At 61.4% G+C, this 19,891-nt stretch carries 28 protein-coding genes; 4 read left to right on the top strand and 24 right to left on the bottom strand.

Features of this window, described 5'->3' with window-relative positions; genetic code table 11:
* Nucleotides 1–2 precede the first annotated feature (2 nt).
* The 18 genes from V8J82_RS01035 to fabF all read right to left on the bottom strand — a co-directional run bounded on the left by V8J82_RS01035 (nt 3) and on the right by fabF (nt 12,843).
* Nucleotides 3–434: an NlpC/P60 family protein gene (locus V8J82_RS01035; protein WP_339971207.1), complete on the bottom strand. Its 432-nt coding sequence runs from the start codon at nt 432–434 to the stop codon at nt 3–5.
* Nucleotides 431–1,309, bottom strand: coding sequence for a phage/gene transfer agent baseplate hub protein (locus V8J82_RS01040; RefSeq protein ID WP_339971209.1), 879 nt, complete (start codon nt 1,307–1,309; stop codon nt 431–433). The genes V8J82_RS01035 and V8J82_RS01040 overlap by 4 nt, the downstream gene beginning before the upstream one ends.
* Nucleotides 1,306–1,938 (bottom strand): phage distal tail protein, Rcc01695 family, encoded by a 633-nt coding sequence (locus tag V8J82_RS01045; protein ID WP_339971211.1) that lies wholly within the window; start codon nt 1,936–1,938, stop codon nt 1,306–1,308. The genes V8J82_RS01040 and V8J82_RS01045 overlap by 4 nt, the downstream gene beginning before the upstream one ends.
* Before the next feature lie 12 nt (nt 1,939–1,950).
* Nucleotides 1,951–2,619, bottom strand: coding sequence for an RcGTA-type gene transfer agent tail tape measure protein (locus V8J82_RS01050; RefSeq protein ID WP_339971213.1), 669 nt, complete (start codon nt 2,617–2,619; stop codon nt 1,951–1,953).
* Nucleotides 2,612–2,827: a rcc01693 family protein gene (locus V8J82_RS01055; protein ID WP_339971215.1), complete on the bottom strand. Its 216-nt coding sequence runs from the start codon at nt 2,825–2,827 to the stop codon at nt 2,612–2,614. Before V8J82_RS01055 ends, V8J82_RS01050 begins: the two co-directional genes overlap by 8 nt.
* Nucleotides 2,824–3,138: a gene transfer agent family protein gene (locus tag V8J82_RS01060; protein WP_339971218.1), complete on the bottom strand. Its 315-nt coding sequence runs from the start codon at nt 3,136–3,138 to the stop codon at nt 2,824–2,826. The genes V8J82_RS01055 and V8J82_RS01060 overlap by 4 nt, the downstream gene beginning before the upstream one ends.
* Before the next feature lie 3 nt (nt 3,139–3,141).
* Complete coding sequence (locus tag V8J82_RS01065) at nt 3,142–3,555, bottom strand: phage major tail protein, TP901-1 family (RefSeq protein WP_339971220.1); 414 nt, start codon at nt 3,553–3,555, stop codon at nt 3,142–3,144.
* A gap of 41 nt (nt 3,556–3,596) precedes the next feature.
* Complete coding sequence (locus tag V8J82_RS01070; protein WP_339971222.1) at nt 3,597–4,007, bottom strand: DUF3168 domain-containing protein; 411 nt, start codon at nt 4,005–4,007, stop codon at nt 3,597–3,599.
* A complete protein-coding gene (locus V8J82_RS01075) occupies nt 4,004–4,330 on the bottom strand; it encodes a phage head closure protein (protein ID WP_339971224.1) in 327 nt (108 codons plus the stop codon). The genes V8J82_RS01070 and V8J82_RS01075 overlap by 4 nt, the downstream gene beginning before the upstream one ends.
* The gene (locus V8J82_RS01080) at nt 4,327–4,917 is read right to left on the bottom strand and encodes a head-tail connector protein (protein ID WP_339971227.1); all 591 of its coding nucleotides are present in this window, start codon (nt 4,915–4,917) and stop codon (nt 4,327–4,329) included. Before V8J82_RS01080 ends, V8J82_RS01075 begins: the two co-directional genes overlap by 4 nt.
* A gap of 161 nt (nt 4,918–5,078) precedes the next feature.
* The gene (locus tag V8J82_RS01085) at nt 5,079–6,260 is read right to left on the bottom strand and encodes a phage major capsid protein (protein WP_339971229.1); all 1,182 of its coding nucleotides are present in this window, start codon (nt 6,258–6,260) and stop codon (nt 5,079–5,081) included.
* 53 nt (nt 6,261–6,313) lie between these two features.
* Entirely contained in the window at nt 6,314–6,865 is a 552-nt protein-coding gene (locus V8J82_RS01090; protein ID WP_339971232.1) for an HK97 family phage prohead protease, read from the bottom strand.
* A 9-nt stretch (nt 6,866–6,874) separates the two neighbouring features.
* Nucleotides 6,875–7,123: a GTA head formation protein, RCAP_rcc01685 family gene (locus V8J82_RS01095; RefSeq protein ID WP_339971234.1), complete on the bottom strand. Its 249-nt coding sequence runs from the start codon at nt 7,121–7,123 to the stop codon at nt 6,875–6,877.
* On the bottom strand, nt 7,120–8,283 hold the full coding sequence (locus V8J82_RS01100) for a phage portal protein (protein ID WP_339971236.1): 1,164 nt from the start codon (nt 8,281–8,283) through the stop codon (nt 7,120–7,122). Before V8J82_RS01100 ends, V8J82_RS01095 begins: the two co-directional genes overlap by 4 nt.
* 87 nt (nt 8,284–8,370) lie before the next feature.
* The gene (locus tag V8J82_RS01105) at nt 8,371–9,774 is read right to left on the bottom strand and encodes a DNA-packaging protein (protein WP_339974482.1); all 1,404 of its coding nucleotides are present in this window, start codon (nt 9,772–9,774) and stop codon (nt 8,371–8,373) included.
* Nucleotides 9,689–10,015 carry a hypothetical protein gene (locus tag V8J82_RS01110; protein WP_339971238.1) on the bottom strand — a complete coding sequence of 109 codons (327 nt, stop codon included), beginning with the start codon at nt 10,013–10,015 and terminating at the stop codon, nt 9,689–9,691. Before V8J82_RS01110 ends, V8J82_RS01105 begins: the two co-directional genes overlap by 86 nt.
* A 404-nt stretch (nt 10,016–10,419) precedes the next feature.
* Nucleotides 10,420–11,580: an endolytic transglycosylase MltG gene (mltG, locus tag V8J82_RS01115; protein WP_339974484.1), complete on the bottom strand. Its 1,161-nt coding sequence runs from the start codon at nt 11,578–11,580 to the stop codon at nt 10,420–10,422.
* Between the two features lie 6 nt (nt 11,581–11,586).
* Nucleotides 11,587–12,843 (bottom strand): beta-ketoacyl-ACP synthase II, encoded by a 1,257-nt coding sequence (fabF, locus tag V8J82_RS01120; RefSeq protein ID WP_339971240.1) that lies wholly within the window; start codon nt 12,841–12,843, stop codon nt 11,587–11,589.
* A 171-nt stretch (nt 12,844–13,014) separates the two neighbouring features.
* Between fabF and V8J82_RS01125 the strand changes: the two genes are divergently transcribed.
* On the top strand, nt 13,015–13,968 hold the full coding sequence (locus V8J82_RS01125; protein WP_339971242.1) for a hypothetical protein: 954 nt from the start codon (nt 13,015–13,017) through the stop codon (nt 13,966–13,968).
* Between the two features lie 92 nt (nt 13,969–14,060).
* On the opposite strand, the gene V8J82_RS01130 is transcribed toward V8J82_RS01125, so the two are convergent.
* The 6 genes from V8J82_RS01130 to V8J82_RS01155 all read right to left on the bottom strand — a co-directional run bounded on the left by V8J82_RS01130 (nt 14,061) and on the right by V8J82_RS01155 (nt 18,065).
* A complete protein-coding gene (locus V8J82_RS01130) occupies nt 14,061–14,294 on the bottom strand; it encodes an acyl carrier protein (RefSeq protein ID WP_339971244.1) in 234 nt (77 codons plus the stop codon).
* A 230-nt stretch (nt 14,295–14,524) separates the two neighbouring features.
* Nucleotides 14,525–15,262: a 3-oxoacyl-[acyl-carrier-protein] reductase gene (fabG, locus tag V8J82_RS01135; protein WP_339971246.1), complete on the bottom strand. Its 738-nt coding sequence runs from the start codon at nt 15,260–15,262 to the stop codon at nt 14,525–14,527.
* Nucleotides 15,263–15,568, bottom strand: a complete 306-nt coding sequence (locus V8J82_RS01140) for a hypothetical protein (protein ID WP_339971248.1) — start codon at nt 15,566–15,568, stop codon at nt 15,263–15,265.
* A gap of 4 nt (nt 15,569–15,572) precedes the next feature.
* Complete coding sequence (gene fabD / locus V8J82_RS01145) at nt 15,573–16,514, bottom strand: ACP S-malonyltransferase (protein WP_339971250.1); 942 nt, start codon at nt 16,512–16,514, stop codon at nt 15,573–15,575.
* A gap of 155 nt (nt 16,515–16,669) precedes the next feature.
* Nucleotides 16,670–17,623 carry a Flp family type IVb pilin gene (locus V8J82_RS01150; RefSeq protein WP_339971253.1) on the bottom strand — a complete coding sequence of 318 codons (954 nt, stop codon included), beginning with the start codon at nt 17,621–17,623 and terminating at the stop codon, nt 16,670–16,672.
* Between the two features lie 226 nt (nt 17,624–17,849).
* On the bottom strand, nt 17,850–18,065 hold the full coding sequence (locus tag V8J82_RS01155) for a hypothetical protein (RefSeq protein WP_339971255.1): 216 nt from the start codon (nt 18,063–18,065) through the stop codon (nt 17,850–17,852).
* A gap of 334 nt (nt 18,066–18,399) precedes the next feature.
* Between V8J82_RS01155 and rpsF the strand changes: the two genes are divergently transcribed.
* Genes rpsF through rplI form a run of 3 tightly spaced genes read left to right on the top strand, consistent with a single transcriptional unit; the run spans nt 18,400 to nt 19,652 of the window.
* Nucleotides 18,400–18,753, top strand: a complete 354-nt coding sequence (gene rpsF / locus V8J82_RS01160; RefSeq protein ID WP_339971257.1) for a 30S ribosomal protein S6 — start codon at nt 18,400–18,402, stop codon at nt 18,751–18,753.
* A gap of 26 nt (nt 18,754–18,779) precedes the next feature.
* Entirely contained in the window at nt 18,780–19,007 is a 228-nt protein-coding gene (gene rpsR / locus V8J82_RS01165; protein WP_339971259.1) for a 30S ribosomal protein S18, read from the top strand.
* Nucleotides 19,008–19,019: 12 nt separating this feature from the next.
* A complete protein-coding gene (gene rplI / locus V8J82_RS01170; protein ID WP_339971261.1) occupies nt 19,020–19,652 on the top strand; it encodes a 50S ribosomal protein L9 in 633 nt (210 codons plus the stop codon).
* Nucleotides 19,653–19,891 lie beyond the last annotated feature (239 nt).

The following is a 19,891-nucleotide window of genomic DNA, read 5'->3' on the forward strand; positions in this document are numbered from 1 at the left end:
GATCAGGTCCTTTCAGGGAAGGCGAACCGCGCCGCGATCCGGCGCGCCCAAGGAGATGTCAGCGCACCTTCGGTGACGCCTTGGCCGGTATAGGCATGTAAGAACCGCGGCGCGGCGCCTGCGACGGTTTGAATGCCGATATGCTTTGCAACGGCGCCCGAGCGCATACGGAACAAGATCACATCCCCCGGCACCGCATCGGCAATCGGCTTTTCCACCAAATGCGTGATTGCAGCCTGCCACAGACGCTCTTCGCCGGAGACTTCGGACCAATCCGGGGTGTAAGCGGGCACAGGCGCCGGTAGCGCCCCGTACAATTCCCTCCAGAGGCCCAAGACCAGACCCAAACAATCGCACCCCGCTCCCTTGCAGGAGGCCTGATGGATGTAAGGCGTGCCCAGCCAGGTCCGCGCGAGATCAACAATCTGGCTCATCGCAAAGAGCCTCCATTCCGGCTCGACATTCGGGTGGGATGTGACATTTGCCAATCCTCACTGGGGATGTCGGGAAAACCGCCAAAATTCAGGGCGTTGTTGAACTTTGTTCGGCAAGTCGCAAAGCGCTTGTCACAACCCACGGTCAATCGCACCATATCGCCCCCGGCGACCTCTATACGCAGATTGTCCCACAGTTCGACCAACCGGACAGAGCCGTTTAGCCGATCCAGTTTGATGGCCCCGCTCAGACCCGCAGCTGCACCGCTTAAAACACTCAGCTTTCCACGCTCGAACCAGCGCGCATCGAATTGTGTCGCATCATCAAATGCGAAGCGGCGTCCATCGCTGGATGTGACAGAGACCTCGGCACTGAACCCGGGCGCAGACAGATCAAACCTGCAGCGCGCATCCCCCAGAACAGCGGGGCAATTGCGTTGAAAGACGCGACCACGTGGCGTGTTCATCTGCTCAGCCAAGCCACGCAGTTCGGCGGTAAAGGCGCCATTCGACCGTATGATCTCGCCGAACGTGCCACGAAACTGCAGTGCGCGGTTTTCGGGTGCATCCCATTGAACAAGCCATGCCTCGACATCGGCTCCGTCAAAGCGACCGGCAAAGATGTCCTCTTCACTGATTGCCGCATCTGTCAGCGCGCCGATTGCCTCGGTGTTGTCAACCGACAAACCCGTTGTCTGGCTCAGCGCAGAGGCGGTCAGACCAGTTCCGGCACGGAAGACGACATCGTCAAAAGTGACGTCCAGATCATGGTCGGTGAAACCCAGCGACACACCATCCTTGCGCGTCACACGCCAACAGCGGCACAGCGCAGTGATCCCGCTTTGCAAATGCGCATCGAGCGCCTCGACGCTCATATCCGGATCTCCATGATGGGCACGTCCGGCACCTCTCCCGCTTCAAAACCAGCGGCTGAGGTTTGAATGATGTCGGTGTCAAATCGCACCGGCACATCAAATTCGTATCCAGCGGTCACAATCTGCTCGGCCGCAGGCGCAACCGCAAAGGTGATTTCACCTGTCGCGTAGTTGACCGTGAAATCTGTCGTTTCCGACAGTTCGGTGCCCGCAACGCCAATGCGAACACTGCCATCGACAGGTTTCACGATGGACCGCGAATAGGTGTTCAAACCCGACGCATAGGTCTTCGACAATTGGAAAACGGTCGTGTTGCCGTCACCCGTGCCGATCTGCTGATCATCAAATGCCGGATCCGCCGATGGCAGGCCGCTTTTGCAATCAGACCAATCCTTCCAGCGAAACCCGAAGAGCTGCCCGCGCCGAGCCTCGAAAAAGGCGATCAGCACGGCGATGTCGTCGAGCGAGCGCATCCCAACGCCCGCGTCATAGCGACGTCGAGAATGCGCCCAGGGCGTGTTGCGTTCTTCGAACCCGTTGCTCAACGTCACCACCTCGGTGCGCCGCTCTGGGCCGCCCGCCGAACCAAAGCTCAGGTTGGTCGGGAAACGAACTTCATGAAATCCCATCTCACACCCTCCTCAACGGTTGCGCTGGCCGCGCGCCAAGGCCCGCTGCATCTGCGCGGCGACTTGGCTGGACGACCGCCGGAAACCCGCTACATCGGGCGAGGTGATGTTCATTGTAACGTGAACAGCTCCACCGCCGCCGCCCGCGGCCGCAACGCCCAACTTGCCGTCGGGCCCGCGCCGCAACGGCATGATCGCCTCCGGCCCCGCCTCGCCCATCAGACCCGTACCGCCGCGCATCGGAAATGTGGTGGGGCCGTTCACGACACCACCACGCGCAAAGGGCGTGACCCGTCCCTGGCTAAAGGCCCCGCCACGCTCAAACGGCAGCAAGTTGCTGAGCAAGCCGTTCACACCATTGGCAAGCGCACCGCCGAGTTGGTTCTGAACCGGACGGATGGCGCTGTTGTAAGCCGCATCCACCATCGAACTTGCGACGTTGCGTAAAGCATCGGACAAGCGCATTCCGTCGAAGACCACCCCATCGAAGGCACGCCGCAACCCACCGCCGATACTGCGGCTCATCGCATTCACCTCACGCCCCGTATACAGCATCGTGCCCTGCATCTGGCTCAACTCGTTCTGGAACGTGGCAGCCATCGATGCGGCGCCAGAAAGGCTGTTTTCCAATTCCAAAACCTCGGCGTCGAAACGCGCCAGATCATTGTCAATTTCAGTCATCTCCGCCCTCCTGGGATGTGTCGGGGAAACGGGCCAAAAGTGCTTCGAACGCATCTCGGCCCATGGGCGCAGCCCCGGTTTCGGGACCAAGCAGCATCATGAATTCTGTCGGGGTCAGGCGCCAAAACTCCTCAGGTTTTAGGCCCAATTGCTGATAGGCCACGCGCATCAAGGCGGGCCAATCAAAGCCTTTTGGACTATCGCTCATGGCGCTGGCTGAAAGGCCAAAACCAAAAGACGCGCCGCAACGCGGGCCGCTTCCAGCACACCGCCCTCAATATCGGCATGCAGCAGGTCATTCAGGTCACCGCCCCATCCGCCACCGCGAAGTCCCGCACATATCAGCGCCAGAACATCCGACGATTTAAGCCCATCACCCTCAAACCGTTTGACCATCTCGGTTAGCGATCCCGCCCCGAAATGAGCCTCCAATTCGGCAAGTGCGCCCAGTGTCAGCTTGGCATCGTGGCGCGTTCCATCGACGGTTAGCGCCACTTCCCCGGTCCAAGGGTTCGCCATGATTTAGGCCGCGGTGAAATCGAGCGCACCGGCAGAGGCCATGCTGATCTCATACGTCGCCTCCCCGTCATGGGTGCCCGCATATTCGATCGAGGTTATCTGGAACGCGCCCTCCACGACACCGAAATCCGGGATCACGACCTGGAACGCGGGCATATCACCCTGGAAAAAGATCGACCGGGCGCGCTCATCGGTCGTGGCATCACGGAAGATGCCCGAGCCTGTGATTGCCGCAGATTTCACGCCAGCGCCACGCAGCAATTCGCGCCAGCCCCCGGCGCTTTCCAGACTGGTTACATCGACGGTTTCCGCGTTGAAGCTCAACCGCGTCGCACGCAGACCCGCGAAGGTTTCAAAGACGCCATTGCCGTCCATATCGACCTTCACCAGAAGGTCCTTTCCGTTCTGTGCCGTCATGGCAAACTCCAGTTTTGTCAGGGATATTCAGGCGGCGCAGGCTAGGCTGCGCTGGAATCGATGAAGGCGCGAAACCAAAGATCGATTTCACGCAGATCACCGGATTTACGAGCACGTGCGCGGCGAAACCGAAGACCGGCCAAGGTGCCGCGGCTCAACGCCAGATTGGCATCGGTCAGAACGTCTGATACCGCCGCTGCCAGCCGTTTCGCGCTGTGAAAGCCCGCCTCATCGGAGACGATCTTGACCAGAAATTCATGCAAAGCTGCGGCCTCCATCACATCGGAGGCATCGCGGGCGGTCTCAGGCCCAAGGCTTATGTAGAGGGACGGAACATCGCCTGGCGGGATCGCATCGTAGATCGCACCGGCAGATAGCGTTACCACATTCGAGTCATTCGAAAGGGCCGAGAATACCGCCTCCTGCAGGGCGGCTGTGGCGGCATAGCTCATGCGGCAACCTCCTCTCGTGCGAAACAAACAAGATACAGCCCCGAGGCCTCGGCCTCGGTTACTGCTTCGATGCGGTAGACGCGGTCGCCATCCCGGAACCGCATCGCCGATGTGGGTCGCGACGGAGCACCCTGTGGAGCGGAGCGCACCGTAATTCTGAGGTTGAGCCGAGAGGCTTCGATCTCACGCCCCGCACCGCGCGGCAGAACCTCGCCCCAAAGCGTTCCCAATGGCGACCAGGTCTCGACAAAGCCGCCAGCGCCGTCACTGGCGCGCTGCGGCGCCTCCAGCAGCAGCTTTCGATTGAGCTTGGGGCGTTTCATACCACCTGTCCCCCGAGCCGCATCTGGCGATGGGGCGCAATCAACGCCGCGATATGGGATGGGATCATAGAAGATCCGCCCTGATCCTGGTCATAGTACTCACTCGCCAGGCTCAACATCGCCTCGCGCAGATCCGCGGGTATTCCGATCCAATCGGCGCTGAAACCTGCGGTCACTTCGATCTCAATCGATCCGCCCTGCACCGGGCTTGGCAAGGCCGCCGCCGTGGCAATGATCTGGGGACGATGCGTATCGCGGCGCAATCCATAGCTCGATGGGTCCAGGACCGTCTCGGCGCCGCGCCCATCGATCAAGCGAACACCATCGATGCTCGCAACCGGCGCAACCGGCAAGCCATGGCCCGACAAGGCTTTCCACCCATGCGTCAACGTCAAAGCAAATCTGCGCTGGAACAGCGCCTTGCCGATCCGGGCCTCAATCGCGGCCATCGCGGCACGCAGGCATTGCTCCAATCGGGCATTCTGGCTGCCGTCATCGGCAAACCCGGACGCCAGGCGCAAGTGGTCAGCCAAATCACTTACGGGCAACACGGCGCTTGGCACCGGTGTCAATTCGACCATGATCATCGGAAAGTCTCCGGGTTATTGGATCTGAAACAAGGGTTGGGGCGTGGCGCCGACCTCCGCGCTGCTCATGCGGAGAGACGCGCAGCTGGACCCGCAAAGGCCCGCACACACGCCCCACCCGGCACCATCCCCCCGAGGATCGCGCCGGGATCGTGGCTGACTTAGGAGGTGCCGAACTTCATCATTTTGATGGCTGCAAAGTCGGTCACATCACCACCAACGCGCTTGGTGGCATAGAACAGCACATGCGGTTTGGCCGAGAACGGATCACGCAGAACGCGTAGATCCGGACGCTCGGCAATCGTGTAGCCCGACCCGAAATCACCGAACGCAATCGCCATCGCATCCTCGGCAATGTCAGGCATGTCTTCCGCAATCAGGACCGGATACCCCATCAGGCGCGCGGGCTCGCCGGCCGCCAGACCGTCCGACCACAAGAAGCGACCATCGGCATCCTTCATCTTCCGAACTGCACCCGCGGTCTTGGAGTTCATGACGAAGGTCGCATTGGCCCGGTACCGCGCACCAAGCGCGTAAACCAGATCGACAATGGCATCGGAGGCGTTGGTGCTGTCGAAGTCGCCCGCCGTTCCGGTCGCCACATAGCCCAGGTTGCCCCAGCTCCACGATCCGTTGTCCACCGTGGGGTGCGACAGCAGACCCGTCGGTTGGCCAGCACCGGTGCCGCCGATAAATGCTGACGCTTCGGCGCGAGAGAACTTGTCGGCGATCCGACCGGCCAGCCAGCCTTCGATGTCGAACGCGCTGTCATCCAGCAGGCGCTGCGACGCCTTGGGCAGGGCCGACAACTCATGAAGGGCGATCGAAATGCGCTCGATCTGGGGTGTGTCGGTGTCGGCTGTAGGCGTCACTTCATCGGCCCAACCCGCGCCGGTATCGGTCGAGTCGATCAGCACATCAAAAGAAGACGCCTCGACGGTCACAACATTGGCCACCGACCGCAGCGAGGCCGAGCTCCGCAGCACCGACTGGATCATCTCCGACGTCTGCGGATCAACCAGATAGCCGCCTTCTGCATTGACGGATGTGTTCAGCGCTTTGCCTTCCAGCTCAAGGCCACGCAGCGCGTCGTCATCGCCGCACCGCAAATAGCTCTGCAACGCCTTTTTGTGGGGGGCGCCGGTGTCGATGTCTGCGGACAGCGCCGGACGGGCAAACGAGGTGGTTTTGGTATTCAGCATGGCAATACGCTCTTCCTGCTTTTGGAGTTTGACATTCATGTCGTCTTGAAACTGGTTGAATTCGCTCAAGAAACCGCCGATGGCGGTCTTGATTTCAGCCATGGGGGAACCATCCGCCCCCGCGCTTCGGGTCTCGGTCATAGAAGCACCTTTGATGTTGAGGTTGGATCTTTGCGGGCCAGATCGCCCATCGATCAGCGGGCCTTGCGCGCCGCCAAGTTGCGGCGGGCGTCCTCGAACACCTGCGCCAGGTCGTTGAGCCCGTCCGATTTCCCTTCACGGGATTCGACACGCGCTTCGGGGAGCATCGGGAATGTCACCAGCGACACCTCCCACAACTCCACCTCCGACAGAAGCCTACGGCCCCTCTCGTCCTTGTTGGCCTTCACCGTGCGATACCCAATGGACAAGCCATCGATCGCACCGGCCTTGGTCAAAGCGGCGGCCTCACGGGCGCGGGCGACGTCATCCAGCAGACGGCCTTTCACATACAGGCCGCGGCTGTCCTCTCGCACCTCGTCCCAAATGCCAATCGGCTCGTTTGGATCATGCTGCCATAGCATCTTGACCCGTCGCCCCGCTTTTAGGGATTTGGCATAAGCGCCCTTTTCGACGACATCGCCACCCTGGTCGGTCGCGCCGAAAAGCGAGGCATATCCCTCGATCACATGGTCGTCGCCCAAGGTGAGTTCATCGCCAAACCCATGGAACTTCATCTCCAATCCACTCGCGGAAAGCGGTTTCATATCAGTCTCCTATCCGCCAATGTTCAAGTTAAGTAACTGGCTGATGCCTCGTGCCAGGATCACTGACACAACACCGAAAACGGCCAGCCACAGCCGTTTCTCCAACCGTTGCAAAGCGCCTTCGATGCCTTGCAGACGAAAGGTCAACGCGGCCCAGCGTTCCTGTTGCACACGCTCATTGGCCTCGATGCGCGCATTAGCGGCGTCGAATGGCGCATACAGATAGCGCGACCCGCTGCCCTCCTTCGGCGCACTCATTCCACGGGCCGTTCCGGAAGCCCCAGCATGCGGCGCTTCTCGGCCTCGGTCAGGAAATCCGCCTCGCTGACCCGGCGCCAGGCGGCTTCGCGTTCCGCCGCCAAGGCAGGCACGCCATCCAGATCGGGGCTGACATCGATCACCTCGCCCGCCAACCCGCTCAGCCAATGCGACAAGGCTGACCAGACCCGCGTCGCCAGCGGCAGGACCGTCAAACGGTAGAACGCCCGATTGGCCTCGGCGTAATTGGCATAGGTCGCATCGCCGGGAATGCCCAACAGCATCGGCGGCACACCAAAGGCCAACGCGATATCGCGCGCGGCGGCCTCTTTGGTCTTCTGGAACTCCATATCCGACGGGCTGAAGCCCATGGGCTTCCAATCGAGCCCCCCTTCCAGCAGCATCGGACGCCCCGCATTCCGCGCGCCCTGGTGGTGGCTTTCCAACTCCATCTGCAATCGGTCGAACTGGTCCTGGCTCATCGTGCCAGCCCCCTCCATCCCGTTATAGACAATCGCCCCCGAAGGCCTGGCCGCATTGTCCAACAACGCCTTTGACCACCGCGCCGCCGAATTGTGGACGTCGATGGCGGTCGCGGCGGCTTGGATCGGAGCGAGGCCCAGATGGTCATCCTGCGGATGGAAATTGCGGATATGACAGACCAACTCCGCGGGGAACCGGTGTTTGCGGCTGCCGACAGTGTAATCATAGCCCTTCGGCCAGCCATCCGCGCCGGGCACCGGTGTCATCCGGTCCGACCGCAAAACATGCAATTCTCCCGGCCAGCCCGGCGCCTCGCTCACGGCCTCCACGAATGTGTTGCCCGACAGCATAAGCTGCGCAAAAGCCGCCTCCAGCAGATCGGCGCGAGTCTGTGCCGCGTTGGGCCGGTTCAGCAGCGCCATCACCGGATGTGTATCATAGCGGCGCTCGACATCTTGGCAGACCACCGGCAATGCGGCCGCCGCTTCGGCGATCACCTTAACCGCGCGAAAGCCGACCGGGTTGCCCAAAAAGCCATTCTTGGTCAGGCTGCCCACGTCACGTGGGCTCCAAACCACCCGCCCTGACGACCCCCAGACCGCCAATTTGGCACTGGCCGAGGCCTTCGCCTCGGGCGCGGCGACGGGCTCGGATTTCTTTAGGAAATCAAAGGCCATATACGTCTCTCCTCAAGCAATACGGATCAGATCGGGGCGCCTTGACGGCCCCCGGTGATAAGCGCTCCAGCGCCCAGTTTATGGCAGTTAGAAGCTCCTGATCGCGGGATTGCGACGGTGCTTGGTGGGTTCCAAAATGCCCTCGGTCAGGGCCCAAACCAGGGCATCCACCCGGTCCGGCGACCCCTGTCCCTCATACCCCGTGCGGGCCATCTTACACATCTCGTCTTCCAACTCGGCATGGACGCCGAGATGGCGGATCTTGCCCTGTTCATAAAGCGCCGCGACCGGTTCGGCCCGCGCCACCTTCCCGACCGAGGCGCGCACCTCGCGGAAGTTGATATTCGGATCGACCGTACGAACAGTGCCAGTAACCAACGATCCACCCTGGTTCACCTCACCGACCATGCGCGATGCGCCATAGCGGTGATAAGCGGCCACGGCAGCCTCGGCCCATTGGTTGGGCGACACGCCCTGAACCGTGCAATCCTCAATCACAATGGCGGTCCAATCGGCGGGATTGCCGGTCTCGATCACCGCAACCACAACGATCCCGCACGCATCGGACCCGGAATGCCCCGTCACCGGCGGATCCACCGCAACGATCACCCTGGCGCCTTGGGGAATGCGCTCATCCACGGCCTCAACCGCGGGTAAACGCAACGCGTCAATTTCACTGCGCTGCCACAGCGCACTGTCCACATCATCCAGCAACACGCCATCCAATTCCTGGCGTCCCAACCGCGTATCGCCGTAGCGCGACCGCACCTCTTTCAGGAAGGACGCGGCCAGATAGGCGGAGTTGGCTTCCGTCGGCGCATGAGTATGGGCCACATCGTCCCGCGCCAAAAGCTCTTTCAAAACTCCGACATTGCGCGGCGTGGTCGTCACGATCTGCTGCGGACGCTCGCCCAGCCGCAGACCGAATTGCAGCATGTCCCATGTGTTCTGTGCATTGGGCCACTTCGCCAATTCATCGGACCAGGCCAGATCGAATTGCGGCCCTCGCAATGCTTCGGGATCATTGGCTGAAAACACTCTGGCCTCAGCCCCGTTTGGCCAGACCAAACGCCGTTCGCCCGCGATCCAATTTGGCACGCGGTCCGGAGGAGAGCAGGCGATCAACCCGCTCTCCCCCTTGATCATCACCGCCAGCGCTTGGTCGTAGGTTTCCCCCACCAAGGCGACGCGGCGGGCCCGGCCGCGGGCTTCAGGCGTTGCGCCTTCCACCATCGACCGCACCCATTCGCTTCCGGCGCGCGTCTTGCCTGCACCACGGCCCCCCAGAACCACCCAAGTGGTCCAGTCCCCTTCAGGGGGCAATTGATGCGGCAAGGCCCAGAATTCGAAAATCCAAGGCAAGGCCGCCAATGCGTTTTCGTCCAGTGAGTCCAGGAACTCTTTTTCAAGCTCCGGGCTTGCGGAGGCAAGCCAGGCGGAGGCCGATCTCAGATCGTGCCGCGTCGAGGTCGAGCTGTCCGCCGCCCCCATTTCCGAACCGTTTGACTCCAGCTTCACGTGCCTTCTCCTGCATATCCATGGTCATGAGGAAGGCGGCATTCATCTGCCGAACTGCCTTCGTCACCTCACCTTCCCCAAACTCCGGCGCGGATTTCAGCTGATCACAGCTTGCCTCCAGCACCGCAATCGCCGTCTCGAACGCTTTCTCAGCGCGCTCGACCGCCGTTTCCGCCCGGTTTTCAGTGTCTTCCATGTGTTGAATGGTCGTCATAGTCGTTACCCCGTGTCCCAAGAAACCTCTCAGTCACGAGCAGAACGCAGGTGTGAACCTTTCCCAACCGGCAAGTCCGCGTGTGTCGGACAAGCCTCACCCGGCCAAGAAAAAACGGCCCTAGGGAGTTTCCCCGGACCGCTTACCCACATCTTCCAGCATGCCAAAATAGGTGCCATGGGCCGTTCGATGGGTCAACAACTATTGTATTATCAAAGGGTTAACCTAATGCACGCCCGGTAACACCCTGTTAACCGAGCCTCAGGGAGGCCAATAAAAACAGGGGGTTCGAACATGTATATCGTTGGGAGGCACCGTACGGTGCGGCCAACAAATCTAAACGTAAAGCCGCGACGCGGGTCTCGATGCGGGCAGCGGTGGGCCGATTTGTTAACCTTTGGCCGTCAATTGCCGCTCGCACGCTCGGCTTCGATCTCACGCCAGCGCGCCACGTTGCGATTATGCTCCTCCAAAGTGACGGCAAAGGCATGCCCGCCGGTCCCGTCTGCGACGAAGAAGATAAAGTCCGTAGTATCGGGGTTGACCGCCGCTTCGATTGCGGCGCGACCCGGATTGGCAATCGGCGTCGGCGGCAGGCCCGAAATGACATAAGTGTTCCAGGGTGTCTCGGCGCGCAGCTCGCTTTGGCGCAGACCACGGCCCAGCACGCCGCGACCATTGGTGACGCCATAAATTACGGTCGGGTCGGTCTGAAGACGCATGCCTTGGTTCAAACGGTTCACAAAGACGCTGGCCACGCGCCCGCGCTCATCGGGAACCGAGGTTTCTTTCTCAATGATCGAGGCCAGGATCAACGCCTCTTCCGGCGTCTCGATCGGCAAATCCGCTGCGCGCGTCTCCCATACCTGGGCCAAGATCTGTTGCTGCGCCTCCTGCATCTCGGCCAGCAATTCGGCCCGCGACTCGCCACGACTCACTTCGATCGTGGCGGGCGCCAACATACCCTCTGCCGGGATATCGGCCACCTCGCCGTCCAGGAAATCCGCAGCCTGGAGGCCTTGAACGATCTGCCAAGAGGTCAGGCCTTCCGGGATCACCACGCGGTAGATCATCGGCGTGCCCGCTTCGACCAGGGTGCCGTATTCTTCGGGGATGCCCTCATCATAGGCAAAGCGCACAATCTCTTCCACGTCGCCCGTACCGGGCACCCGCTCGCTCAGGCGCAATTGCCCGCTGCCGGAATTCAACAGCACATAGGTCGCACGGTACCGGAACGAGGACGGACCGCCCGCCGTCACGATATCAAGAACCTCGGCCATGCTGGCGCCTGCCGGGATCTCATAGCTGCCAAAGCGCAGATCACCGGCACGGTCAGAGGCCCGCGTGCCGATCCGGAAGATGGAGGCTGACCGAACGGCGCCTTGCTCTTCCAGCCGATTAGAGACCGAATTCAGGCTCTCGCCCTCTTCCACCTCAAAGAATGCGCCCGCCTCCAGCGGGCCATTCGCGACCCATTGCTGTTGTCCCCAACCCAAAGCCACCGCCGCCGCGATCAACGCCACAATCAGGAAGGAAAACGCATTCGCCGCGATATGGCGCCAGATCATCACTTAGACACGCCCCATGATGAGGCAGGCATTGGTGCCGCCGAACCCGAAAGAGTTCGACTGTGCGATGTTGATCTCGCCCTCTTGTTTGGCATTCGCACAGAGGTTGATCGCCGTCTCAGCGGCGGGATTGTCCAGGTTGATCGTCGGCGGGGCGACATTGTCGCGGATCGCGAGGATCGAGAAAATCGCCTCGATCGCGCCCGCCGCGCCCAGCAGATGGCCCGTCATCGATTTGGTCGAGGACATGCGCAGATTGGCCGCGTGATCGCCCATCAGGCGTTCCACGGCGCCCAACTCGATGGTGTCGGCCATGGTCGAGGTACCGTGGGCATTCACGTAATCCACCGCGCTCGGCTCCAATCCCGCGCGCCTCAACGCCGCACGCATGGCGCGTTCTGCGCCTTCATGGTCCGGCGGAGGGGCCGTGATGTGATGGGCATCACCCGACAGACCATAGCCCAGGATTTCCGCATAAATCGTCGCGCCCCGCGCCTTGGCGTGCTCATATTCCTCTAGCACAACCATCCCAGCCCCTTCGCCCATGACAAAACCGTCACTATCGGCATCCCAGGGACGCGAGGCCTTTTCGGGGTCCTCAGACCGTTTCGTGCTCAGCGCCTTGCAGGCGTTGAACCCGGCGATCCCGATGGCGCAGATCGGGCTTTCGGCGCCACCCGCGACCATCACATCCGCATCGTCCAGGGCAATCAACCGGGCCGCATCGCCGATGGCATGGGCGCCCGTCGAGCATGCCGTCACGACCGCATGATTGGGCCCCTTGAACCCGTAGCGGATCGAGACCTGACCCGAGATCAGGTTGATCAATGCGCCCGGCACGAAGAATGGCGATACCCGTCGCGGGCCGCGTTCGTTCAGCACGATTGAGGTATCCGCAATAGACGACAGGCCACCGATACCCGATCCGATCAGGCAGCCGGTCCGCTCCAGGCTTTCGCTGTCGGTCGGAGTCCAACCGGCATCTTCAACGGCCTGAACCGCAGCGGCCATCCCATAAAGGATGAAATCATCAACCTTGCGCTGTTCCTTTGGCTCCATCCACTGATCGGCATTGAATGTGCCGTCAGTGCCGTCGCCCATGGGCAATTCGCAGGCGTAGCTGGTGCCAAAGCCGGTTGTATCGAACCGAGTGATGGGGCCGGCGCCCGATTGGCCCGCCAGAAGGCGCTGCCACGTCGCATCCACGCCACTGGCCAGGGGCGTCACCAATCCCAAACCTGTCACAACCACTCGCCGCATCGCACTGCCCCTCATCGTCTTTATCGGCGTCCGAATACCGGAAACGCCCCGTCAGGCGCAATCCCTCGCCCACATTGTGCGCCAAGACCTGCCAGACGTCAGTTTACCGAGATTTAAGTATCCGCTGCTAGCCTGCAACCTGGTGAGACACGAATAAGGGCGATTTGCCCAATGTGGGTTTGGGAACGTATACGATCCGCTTTGGCGGGTGCGATGCTGTGTCTGGTGGCATCACCGGTCTGGGCACTATGCCCGGATCTGGTGGTTTTGGGCCATATCGCCCACCATGCAGAGGCATTGTCCAACAGTCGCAGCATGGCGGCGCGCCAATATCATGGGCGCGTGTTATCGCTGGATCTGAGCTATGTCGACGCCCCTCGTGTCGCATCGATGCTGGCCGATGAGTATTCCTTTGGTCGCGAAGATTGGGTTCAGCACACGCTTGACCGCTTGGCCAGCATTGCAACTGCAGGTGCAAACGACAATGCCGACGCCATTCAATCCCTGATGGATGAGACCGACGTCTATATCGGCCTGAACCGGTTTCGCATAGCGGGCGGGATGCCCAACTGCCCCGCCCTTTCAGAGGATGTCCCGATTGCCGCCGACGAGGACGAGGAAGATAGTGACGGCGAAGCACCCAATCTTGAACTTGGCTCAAGCCTCCAGAACAGCCCCACACCGAGACCCCAACCGCGCAGCAGCCTTGGTCAGCCGATCCTGATTGGCGCCGCCCTGGCCCTTGTCCTGGCTCTGATCGTCGTGGGAAAGATCCTCTGGACCCGGCTCAAACAGCGCCGTGAGCCGCGTATCTTGTGCGATACCGATTGCGAAGTGCGGATGACGTCCAAGGATGACGCGTCCTCGGGTGCGCAGCATTCGGACATGGAATTCACCCGTGTCCTCAATATCAACCGCTTCGGGATGTGTATCAGTCAGCCCCACACGCCAATCCGTGGCGGCCATATCGACATCAGATGCCGCGGCGACGTGTTTGGCGGGACCGTGCGGTGGAGCAATGATCGCTGCTTTGGCGTGCAATTGGACACCGCCCTGTCCGAGGCGGAAGTGACGAAAATCACCGATGACACAACGGGTGACGCGCCACAGCCCAGCCTGGCCTGACACAATGGCCCCGCGAACAGGGCGCAGCGCAAACGAAAGCGGCGCCCGGATCATCCCGAACGCCGCATTTCAAATCTTCTAACAGAAGCCGCTTAGCTGGCTTCTTTGATGAACTTCACCGCATCGCCAAATGTCTGGATCGTCTCGGCGGCGTCGTCTGGGATTTCGATGCTGAATTCCTCTTCGAACGCCATCACCAGCTCAACTGTATCCAGCGAGTCGGCGCCCAGGTCGTCAATAAAAGACGCGGTCTCGACAACCTTGTCTTCTTCCACGCTCAGGTGCTCGACGACGATCTTCTTCACGCGCTCTTCGATGTCGCTCATCATTCTTCCTCATGTCTTCCGGGCGCCCGTTTCTGGGACACCCTAGGTTCACGTCGTGCCGTTTCGGCCGCTCAAAATGCTCTGTATCACCCCCAAAGGACCGACACATAACCGGCCAGCAGGACCACGCCCCCCGGCAAATCTGCGCCGCCTATAGCACATGTCACCGCCATGGCAATGCCCCCCGCCCGGGTTTCTGACCCTACGTAAGGCACCATAGCGGCGAGGCGTTACAGCATTGCCATACCACCATTCACATGCAGCGTGGTGCCGGTCATGTATCCAGCCTCGGCGCTGGCCAGATATAGGGTCGCAGAGGCGATCTCGTTAGGGGTCCCCATGCGCCCGGCAGGAATTTGCGCCAGGATCTTTCCCTTTTGGTCATCGGTCAGCTTGTCCGTCATCGCCGTCTCGATAAAGCCGGGCGCGATGCAGTTCACGGTGATGCCGCGGCTTGCCACCTCATAGGCCAGGCTTTTGGACATGCCGACCATTCCGGCCTTGGAGGCCGCATAATTGCCCTGCCCCGGATTTCCCGTGGCGCCCACGACCGAGCTGATATTGATAATCCGGCCCCAACGCGCCTTCATCATGCCACGCAGCGCGCCACGGCACAGCCGCATGGTCGAGGTCAGGTTGACCTCAAGCACGCTCGCCCATTCCTCATCGGACATGCGCATGAACAGGTTGTCGCGGGTGATCCCGGCATTGTTGACCAGGATATCCAGGCTGCCCATGGCGGCAATCGCCTGTTTCGGCAGGGCATCCACCGCCGCTGCATCGCTGAGATTACAGGGCAGGACATGGGCCCGCTCGCCAAGCTCCGCCGCCAGCGCCTCCAACGGCTCCACACGGGTTCCAGACAGCCCCACATCGGCCCCCGCCCCATGCAATGCGCGCGCAATTTCCGCGCCGATCCCGCCCGACGCGCCGGTCACCAGCGCAGTTTTGCCTGTCAAATCTGTCATTTAACGCTCCCCATCCGAAGTCTCGTCGATATGCACCAACCAATAGGTGTAGGATTTCGTATCTTTCTGCGACACCCATTTCCCCTCGGGCGGCGCGGCGCGCGATTGCTGCGCTATGTGGATGTCCCAGGGACGGCCCGTCAATACATCCCCGACCCAGGCGCCCCAGCCGAAGCCGTCCCGCCAGGTGATCCAGAACGGCGCATCGCGGCGGCAGAAGCCCGTTTTCTGATCCGGGCCAGCCTTGCGATCAAAGACATAGACCAGATCATCCGACAGACGCCGCAGCTCGATGCGCGCCACCACGGGACTACCCCTTGATTGCTGCGACGGCCTGTTGCACGTCGTCCGGCGTGCCCACCGCATGGGTCGCCACCGACCGGTCGATGCGCTTGACCATACCCGACAGCGCCTTGCCGGCGCCAATTTCAAACGTCTCGGTGACACCATGCGCCGCCATCCAGGCAACGCTTTCGCGCCAACGGACCCGACCGGTGACCTGAGCGACCAGATTTTCACGGATCAAATCGGGCGCACTGTCGGCGCGGGCGATCACATTGCCCACAAGCGGCACGGTCGGAGTCTGCAGATCGACCTCCGCCAGCGCGACGGCCATCGCCTCCGCCGCCGGTTGCATCAATGCGCAATGGAATGGGGCCGAGACCGGCAGCATCAGCGCGCGTTTCGCGCCACGCTCCTTGGCCAGAACGGTCGCGCGTTCGACCGCCGCTTTCGCACCCGAGATCACCACTTGCGCCGGATCGTTGTCATTGGCCGCCTCGCAGACCGCGCCATCGGCGGCCTCGGCGGCAATCTCTGCGACCTTGTCGAAATCAAGCCCGAGGATCGCCGCCATGGCGCCCTCACCCGCGGGCACGGCGGCCTGCATCGCCTCTCCGCGCAGACGCAACAGACGCGCAGTGTCCGCCAGGCTCAGCGTGCCCGCCGCGCAAAGCGCCGCATATTCGCCCAGCGAGTGGCCCGCCACGTAGGAGGCGTCGCTCACCGCCACACCTTCCATCTGCAGCGCCGCCATCGCCGCCATAGAGGTCGCCATCAAAGCGGGCTGCGCATTGCGTGTCAGCGTCAGCTCTTCGATATCGCCTTCGAAAATCAGGGCCGACAGATCCTCGCCTAGGGCCGCATCCACTTCATCAAAGACCTCGCGTGCCGCGGGATAGGCCTCGGCCAAATCCCGGCCCATTCCGATCGTTTGGGCCCCCTGGCCGGGGAAAATGAAGGCGCGGGTCATATTGGGCGCTCCTGTTATTGATCAATGCCTCGGAGCTATCGCAAGCCCGCGCAACGCGCAATCGCCCAAGACAGACAAAACCCACCGCAGCGTTTGGCGCTGCGGTGGGATTGTTTGTCGATCATGTCAGCGGCGGTTTCTTCCGCCGACCTGGATTACCAGCTTTCGATTTCCAGGGTCGAGTCGCACTGGCCGCTGCCATAAGTACCGACCCAGACATCCACGCGACCCGTAGCATGGGTCATGTTGGTGATGTTGACCCGAGCGTTCCGGTTGTACTGGCTGCGGTCGTCGTTGAAGTACCAGTTCCCGTAGGAGTCGCGGACAAGCAATGTGGTATCACAGCCATCCCCTTTGGTCTCAATCTCGATCCGGTTGTAGCGCTGCAAATCGCTGAGCGTGAAGGTGTAGCTCGGCGCCGCAGTATAGTACCCCAAGCCAGGGATATTGTGGCTGCCACAAGAGGCCAGATTGGTCGGGCCACCAGCCGTGACGGCGTAACGATCCGGCGTCCACAGGCTGCCGCCGGTCCCCGAGGCAGGACGGCCTGTCAGCGCCGAGGTTGGGCACCCGTCGGCGCCAGGCGCCGGTGGGCCGGGATCGGGATCGGGCGTTGGATCGGGATCAGGCGTCGGGTCCGGCGTCGGATCGGGATCGGGTGTCGGGTCCGGCGTGGGATCAGGCGTCGGATCGGGATCAGGTGTCGGATCCGGTGTGGGATCAGGCGTCGTCCCGCCACCACCCGTGCTGCCGCCGGTTGTCGAAGTGCCACCGCCGGACGTTGGTGTGGCGCCGCTATTGCCGCCGCCGGTGCTGCCGGAAGAAGATGTGCCATAGCAGGTGCCGTCATAATCGGGATCGGATTGACCCGACCCGCCAATGTCGCACGGATCACCTTCCAGAACCGGTTGCACCGCCAGATGGTCATCCCAGGCGGTATCGAACATTCCGCTTTGCAACTCATCGCGCACATTGCCGGAATGCGTCGTCAGCGATTCTCCGGTTTGTTCGGATACCGCGACGCCGAGGCCGACCATAACGGCCGCAACGACAACCCAATCGACGGTGGCTGCGCCGTCTTCTTCTTTAATAAACCACCGGTGGTCCACGGGGGCCCTCCAATCTGCATTATAGATCCGGTTTCGGATCGTTGCGAAATGTCACCGCTGGCCCCCCGCGGAGTAAAATTATCCAGGGGCAGAAGTGATGGAGGTATGTGGTTAGAATGCGGCGCAAGCCTGCACGCGCCGTGGCCGTTGCAAGGGAAATCCATGGCAGCGGAAGCTGCACGTTTCATTTAGGAAACAATCGGCGCGAGAGGCGCCCTTTGGCCGCTTATGGTGCCTCGATCGGTACGGCAAGGTTGGCGTCCCAGGCAGAGTCGAACAATCCGCCCTGGAATTCATCGCGAATCTCGCTGGAATGCACGGACAGGCCATCATCGACCTGATCTTTGACGGCCACACCCAAGGCAACCATCACGCTGGCCACGACCACCCAATCCACGGTGGCAACACCGGCTTCGTCTGCAACAAACGTTCGGACCTGCATCTGCAGTCTCCAATCTGTCGTCGATCCCCCACAGATCGGCTTGTCTTCACCCTTTGCGAGGGGCCTGCGCAGAACTGTGGCACGGGCCTCGCCGAAATATGGCGCAAAGATGACGCCACAATGTGTTCAAATTGTGGCGCTTCCGAAGCTACCCCATGGCGAACACCCGTTCTTCGCAACAATTGTCGCAAGGGTGGACAGCGACCTCAGCGCCGTATATATGCGCGCATCTCTTCGCGATGCTATTTTGATCGGCGTGCTCCCTCGTGGCCGGGGGCGGAGAGAGCCAATGCCCGGCCTTTGAAACGCGCCTGTGACCAGAACTGGAGTTTCCATGCCTCTCTACGAGCATGTGATGATTGCGCGTCAGGACCTGTCCAACACGCAAGCCGAAGGCTTGATTGAGCACTTTGGCACTGTCCTCAGCGACAATGGCGGCAACGTGGTCGACACCGAATATTGGGGTGTGAAGACCATGGCCTACAAGATCAACAAGAACCGCAAGGGTCACTACGCCTATATCCGCACCGATGCGCCCTCCGAGGCCGTGCAGGAGATGGAGCGTCTGATGCGCCTGCATGACGACGTCATGCGCGTTTTGACCGTGAAGGTCGACAGCCACCCCGAGTTGCCGTCCGTGCAAATGCAAAAGCGCGACGAGCGCGAAGGCCGCCGCGAGCGCCGCTGATCTGTTGATTCGAAAGGACTGAGCCAATGGCTGCAAAACCATTCTTCCGCCGCCGCAAGACCGACCCGTTTGAGGGCGAGAACGCGCCGAAGATCGACTATAAAGATACGCGCCTTCTGCAGCGCTATATCTCTGAGCGGGGCAAAATCGTGCCCTCCCGTATCACCGCTGTGGGCGCAAAGAACCAGCGCAAGCTGGCCCGTGCGATCAAGCGCGCCCGCTTCCTGGCGCTGCTGCCCTACGCCGTAAAGTAAGGAGACGACGACATGGACGTTATCCTTTTGGAACGTGTGGCCAAGCTGGGTCAGATGGGCGAAGTGGTCTCCGTCAAGGAAGGCTACGCGCGCAACTACCTGCTGCCGCAGAAAAAGGCGTTGCGCGCAAACGAAGCCAATATGGCAACGTTTGAAAACCAGAAAGCACAGCTTGAAGCGCGCAATCTGGAAAGCAAGAAAGAAGCCGAAGCGCTTGGCGAAAAGCTGGCGGGCCAGCAATTCATCATCATCCGCTCAGCCTCTGACGCGGGCTCGCTTTACGGCTCCGTCACCACCCGTGACGCCGCCGATGTGGCCACCGAAGAAGGCTTTTCGGTTGATCGCAAGCAGGTCGCCCTGACCGCTCCGATCAAGGATCTGGGTCTGCACAGCGTGCTGGTCGTGCTGCACCCCGAGGTCGAGGTCGAGATCGTGCTGAACGTCGCCCGCTCGACCGAAGAGGCCGAGCTTCAGGCGTCGGGCAAGTCGATCCAGGAACTCGCCGCCGAGGAAGAGGCCCAGGCCGAATTCGAAATCTCGGAGCTGTTCGACGATATCGGCGCGGCGCAGATGGACGATCTGGACGAGGCTGCCGCACCGGCCGAGGACGAGACCCCGGCAGAGGCCGAAGACGACGAATCGTAAGCCACGTCTTTGCGAATTGGAAAGGCCGCTGTGTTTCGGGACAGCGGCCTTTTTTAATGCGCTATTGCGACCGAGATGGCCAAGGCTGACCGCGCAACCCAGACATCGTACGATGCGTGAACCAGCAAGATCCCGCGGATCATCCAAGCCCCAGGCGGCAATCACTTCTTTTTTTGATCAGGCGCCGGCGCGGCCACCCCTATATAAAAGCCATCTGACCCTATCTGATCGGAGGCTTC

This window comes from Gymnodinialimonas mytili, assembly GCF_037544085.1.
Lineage (GTDB): Bacteria > Pseudomonadota > Alphaproteobacteria > Rhodobacterales > Rhodobacteraceae > Gymnodinialimonas > Gymnodinialimonas mytili.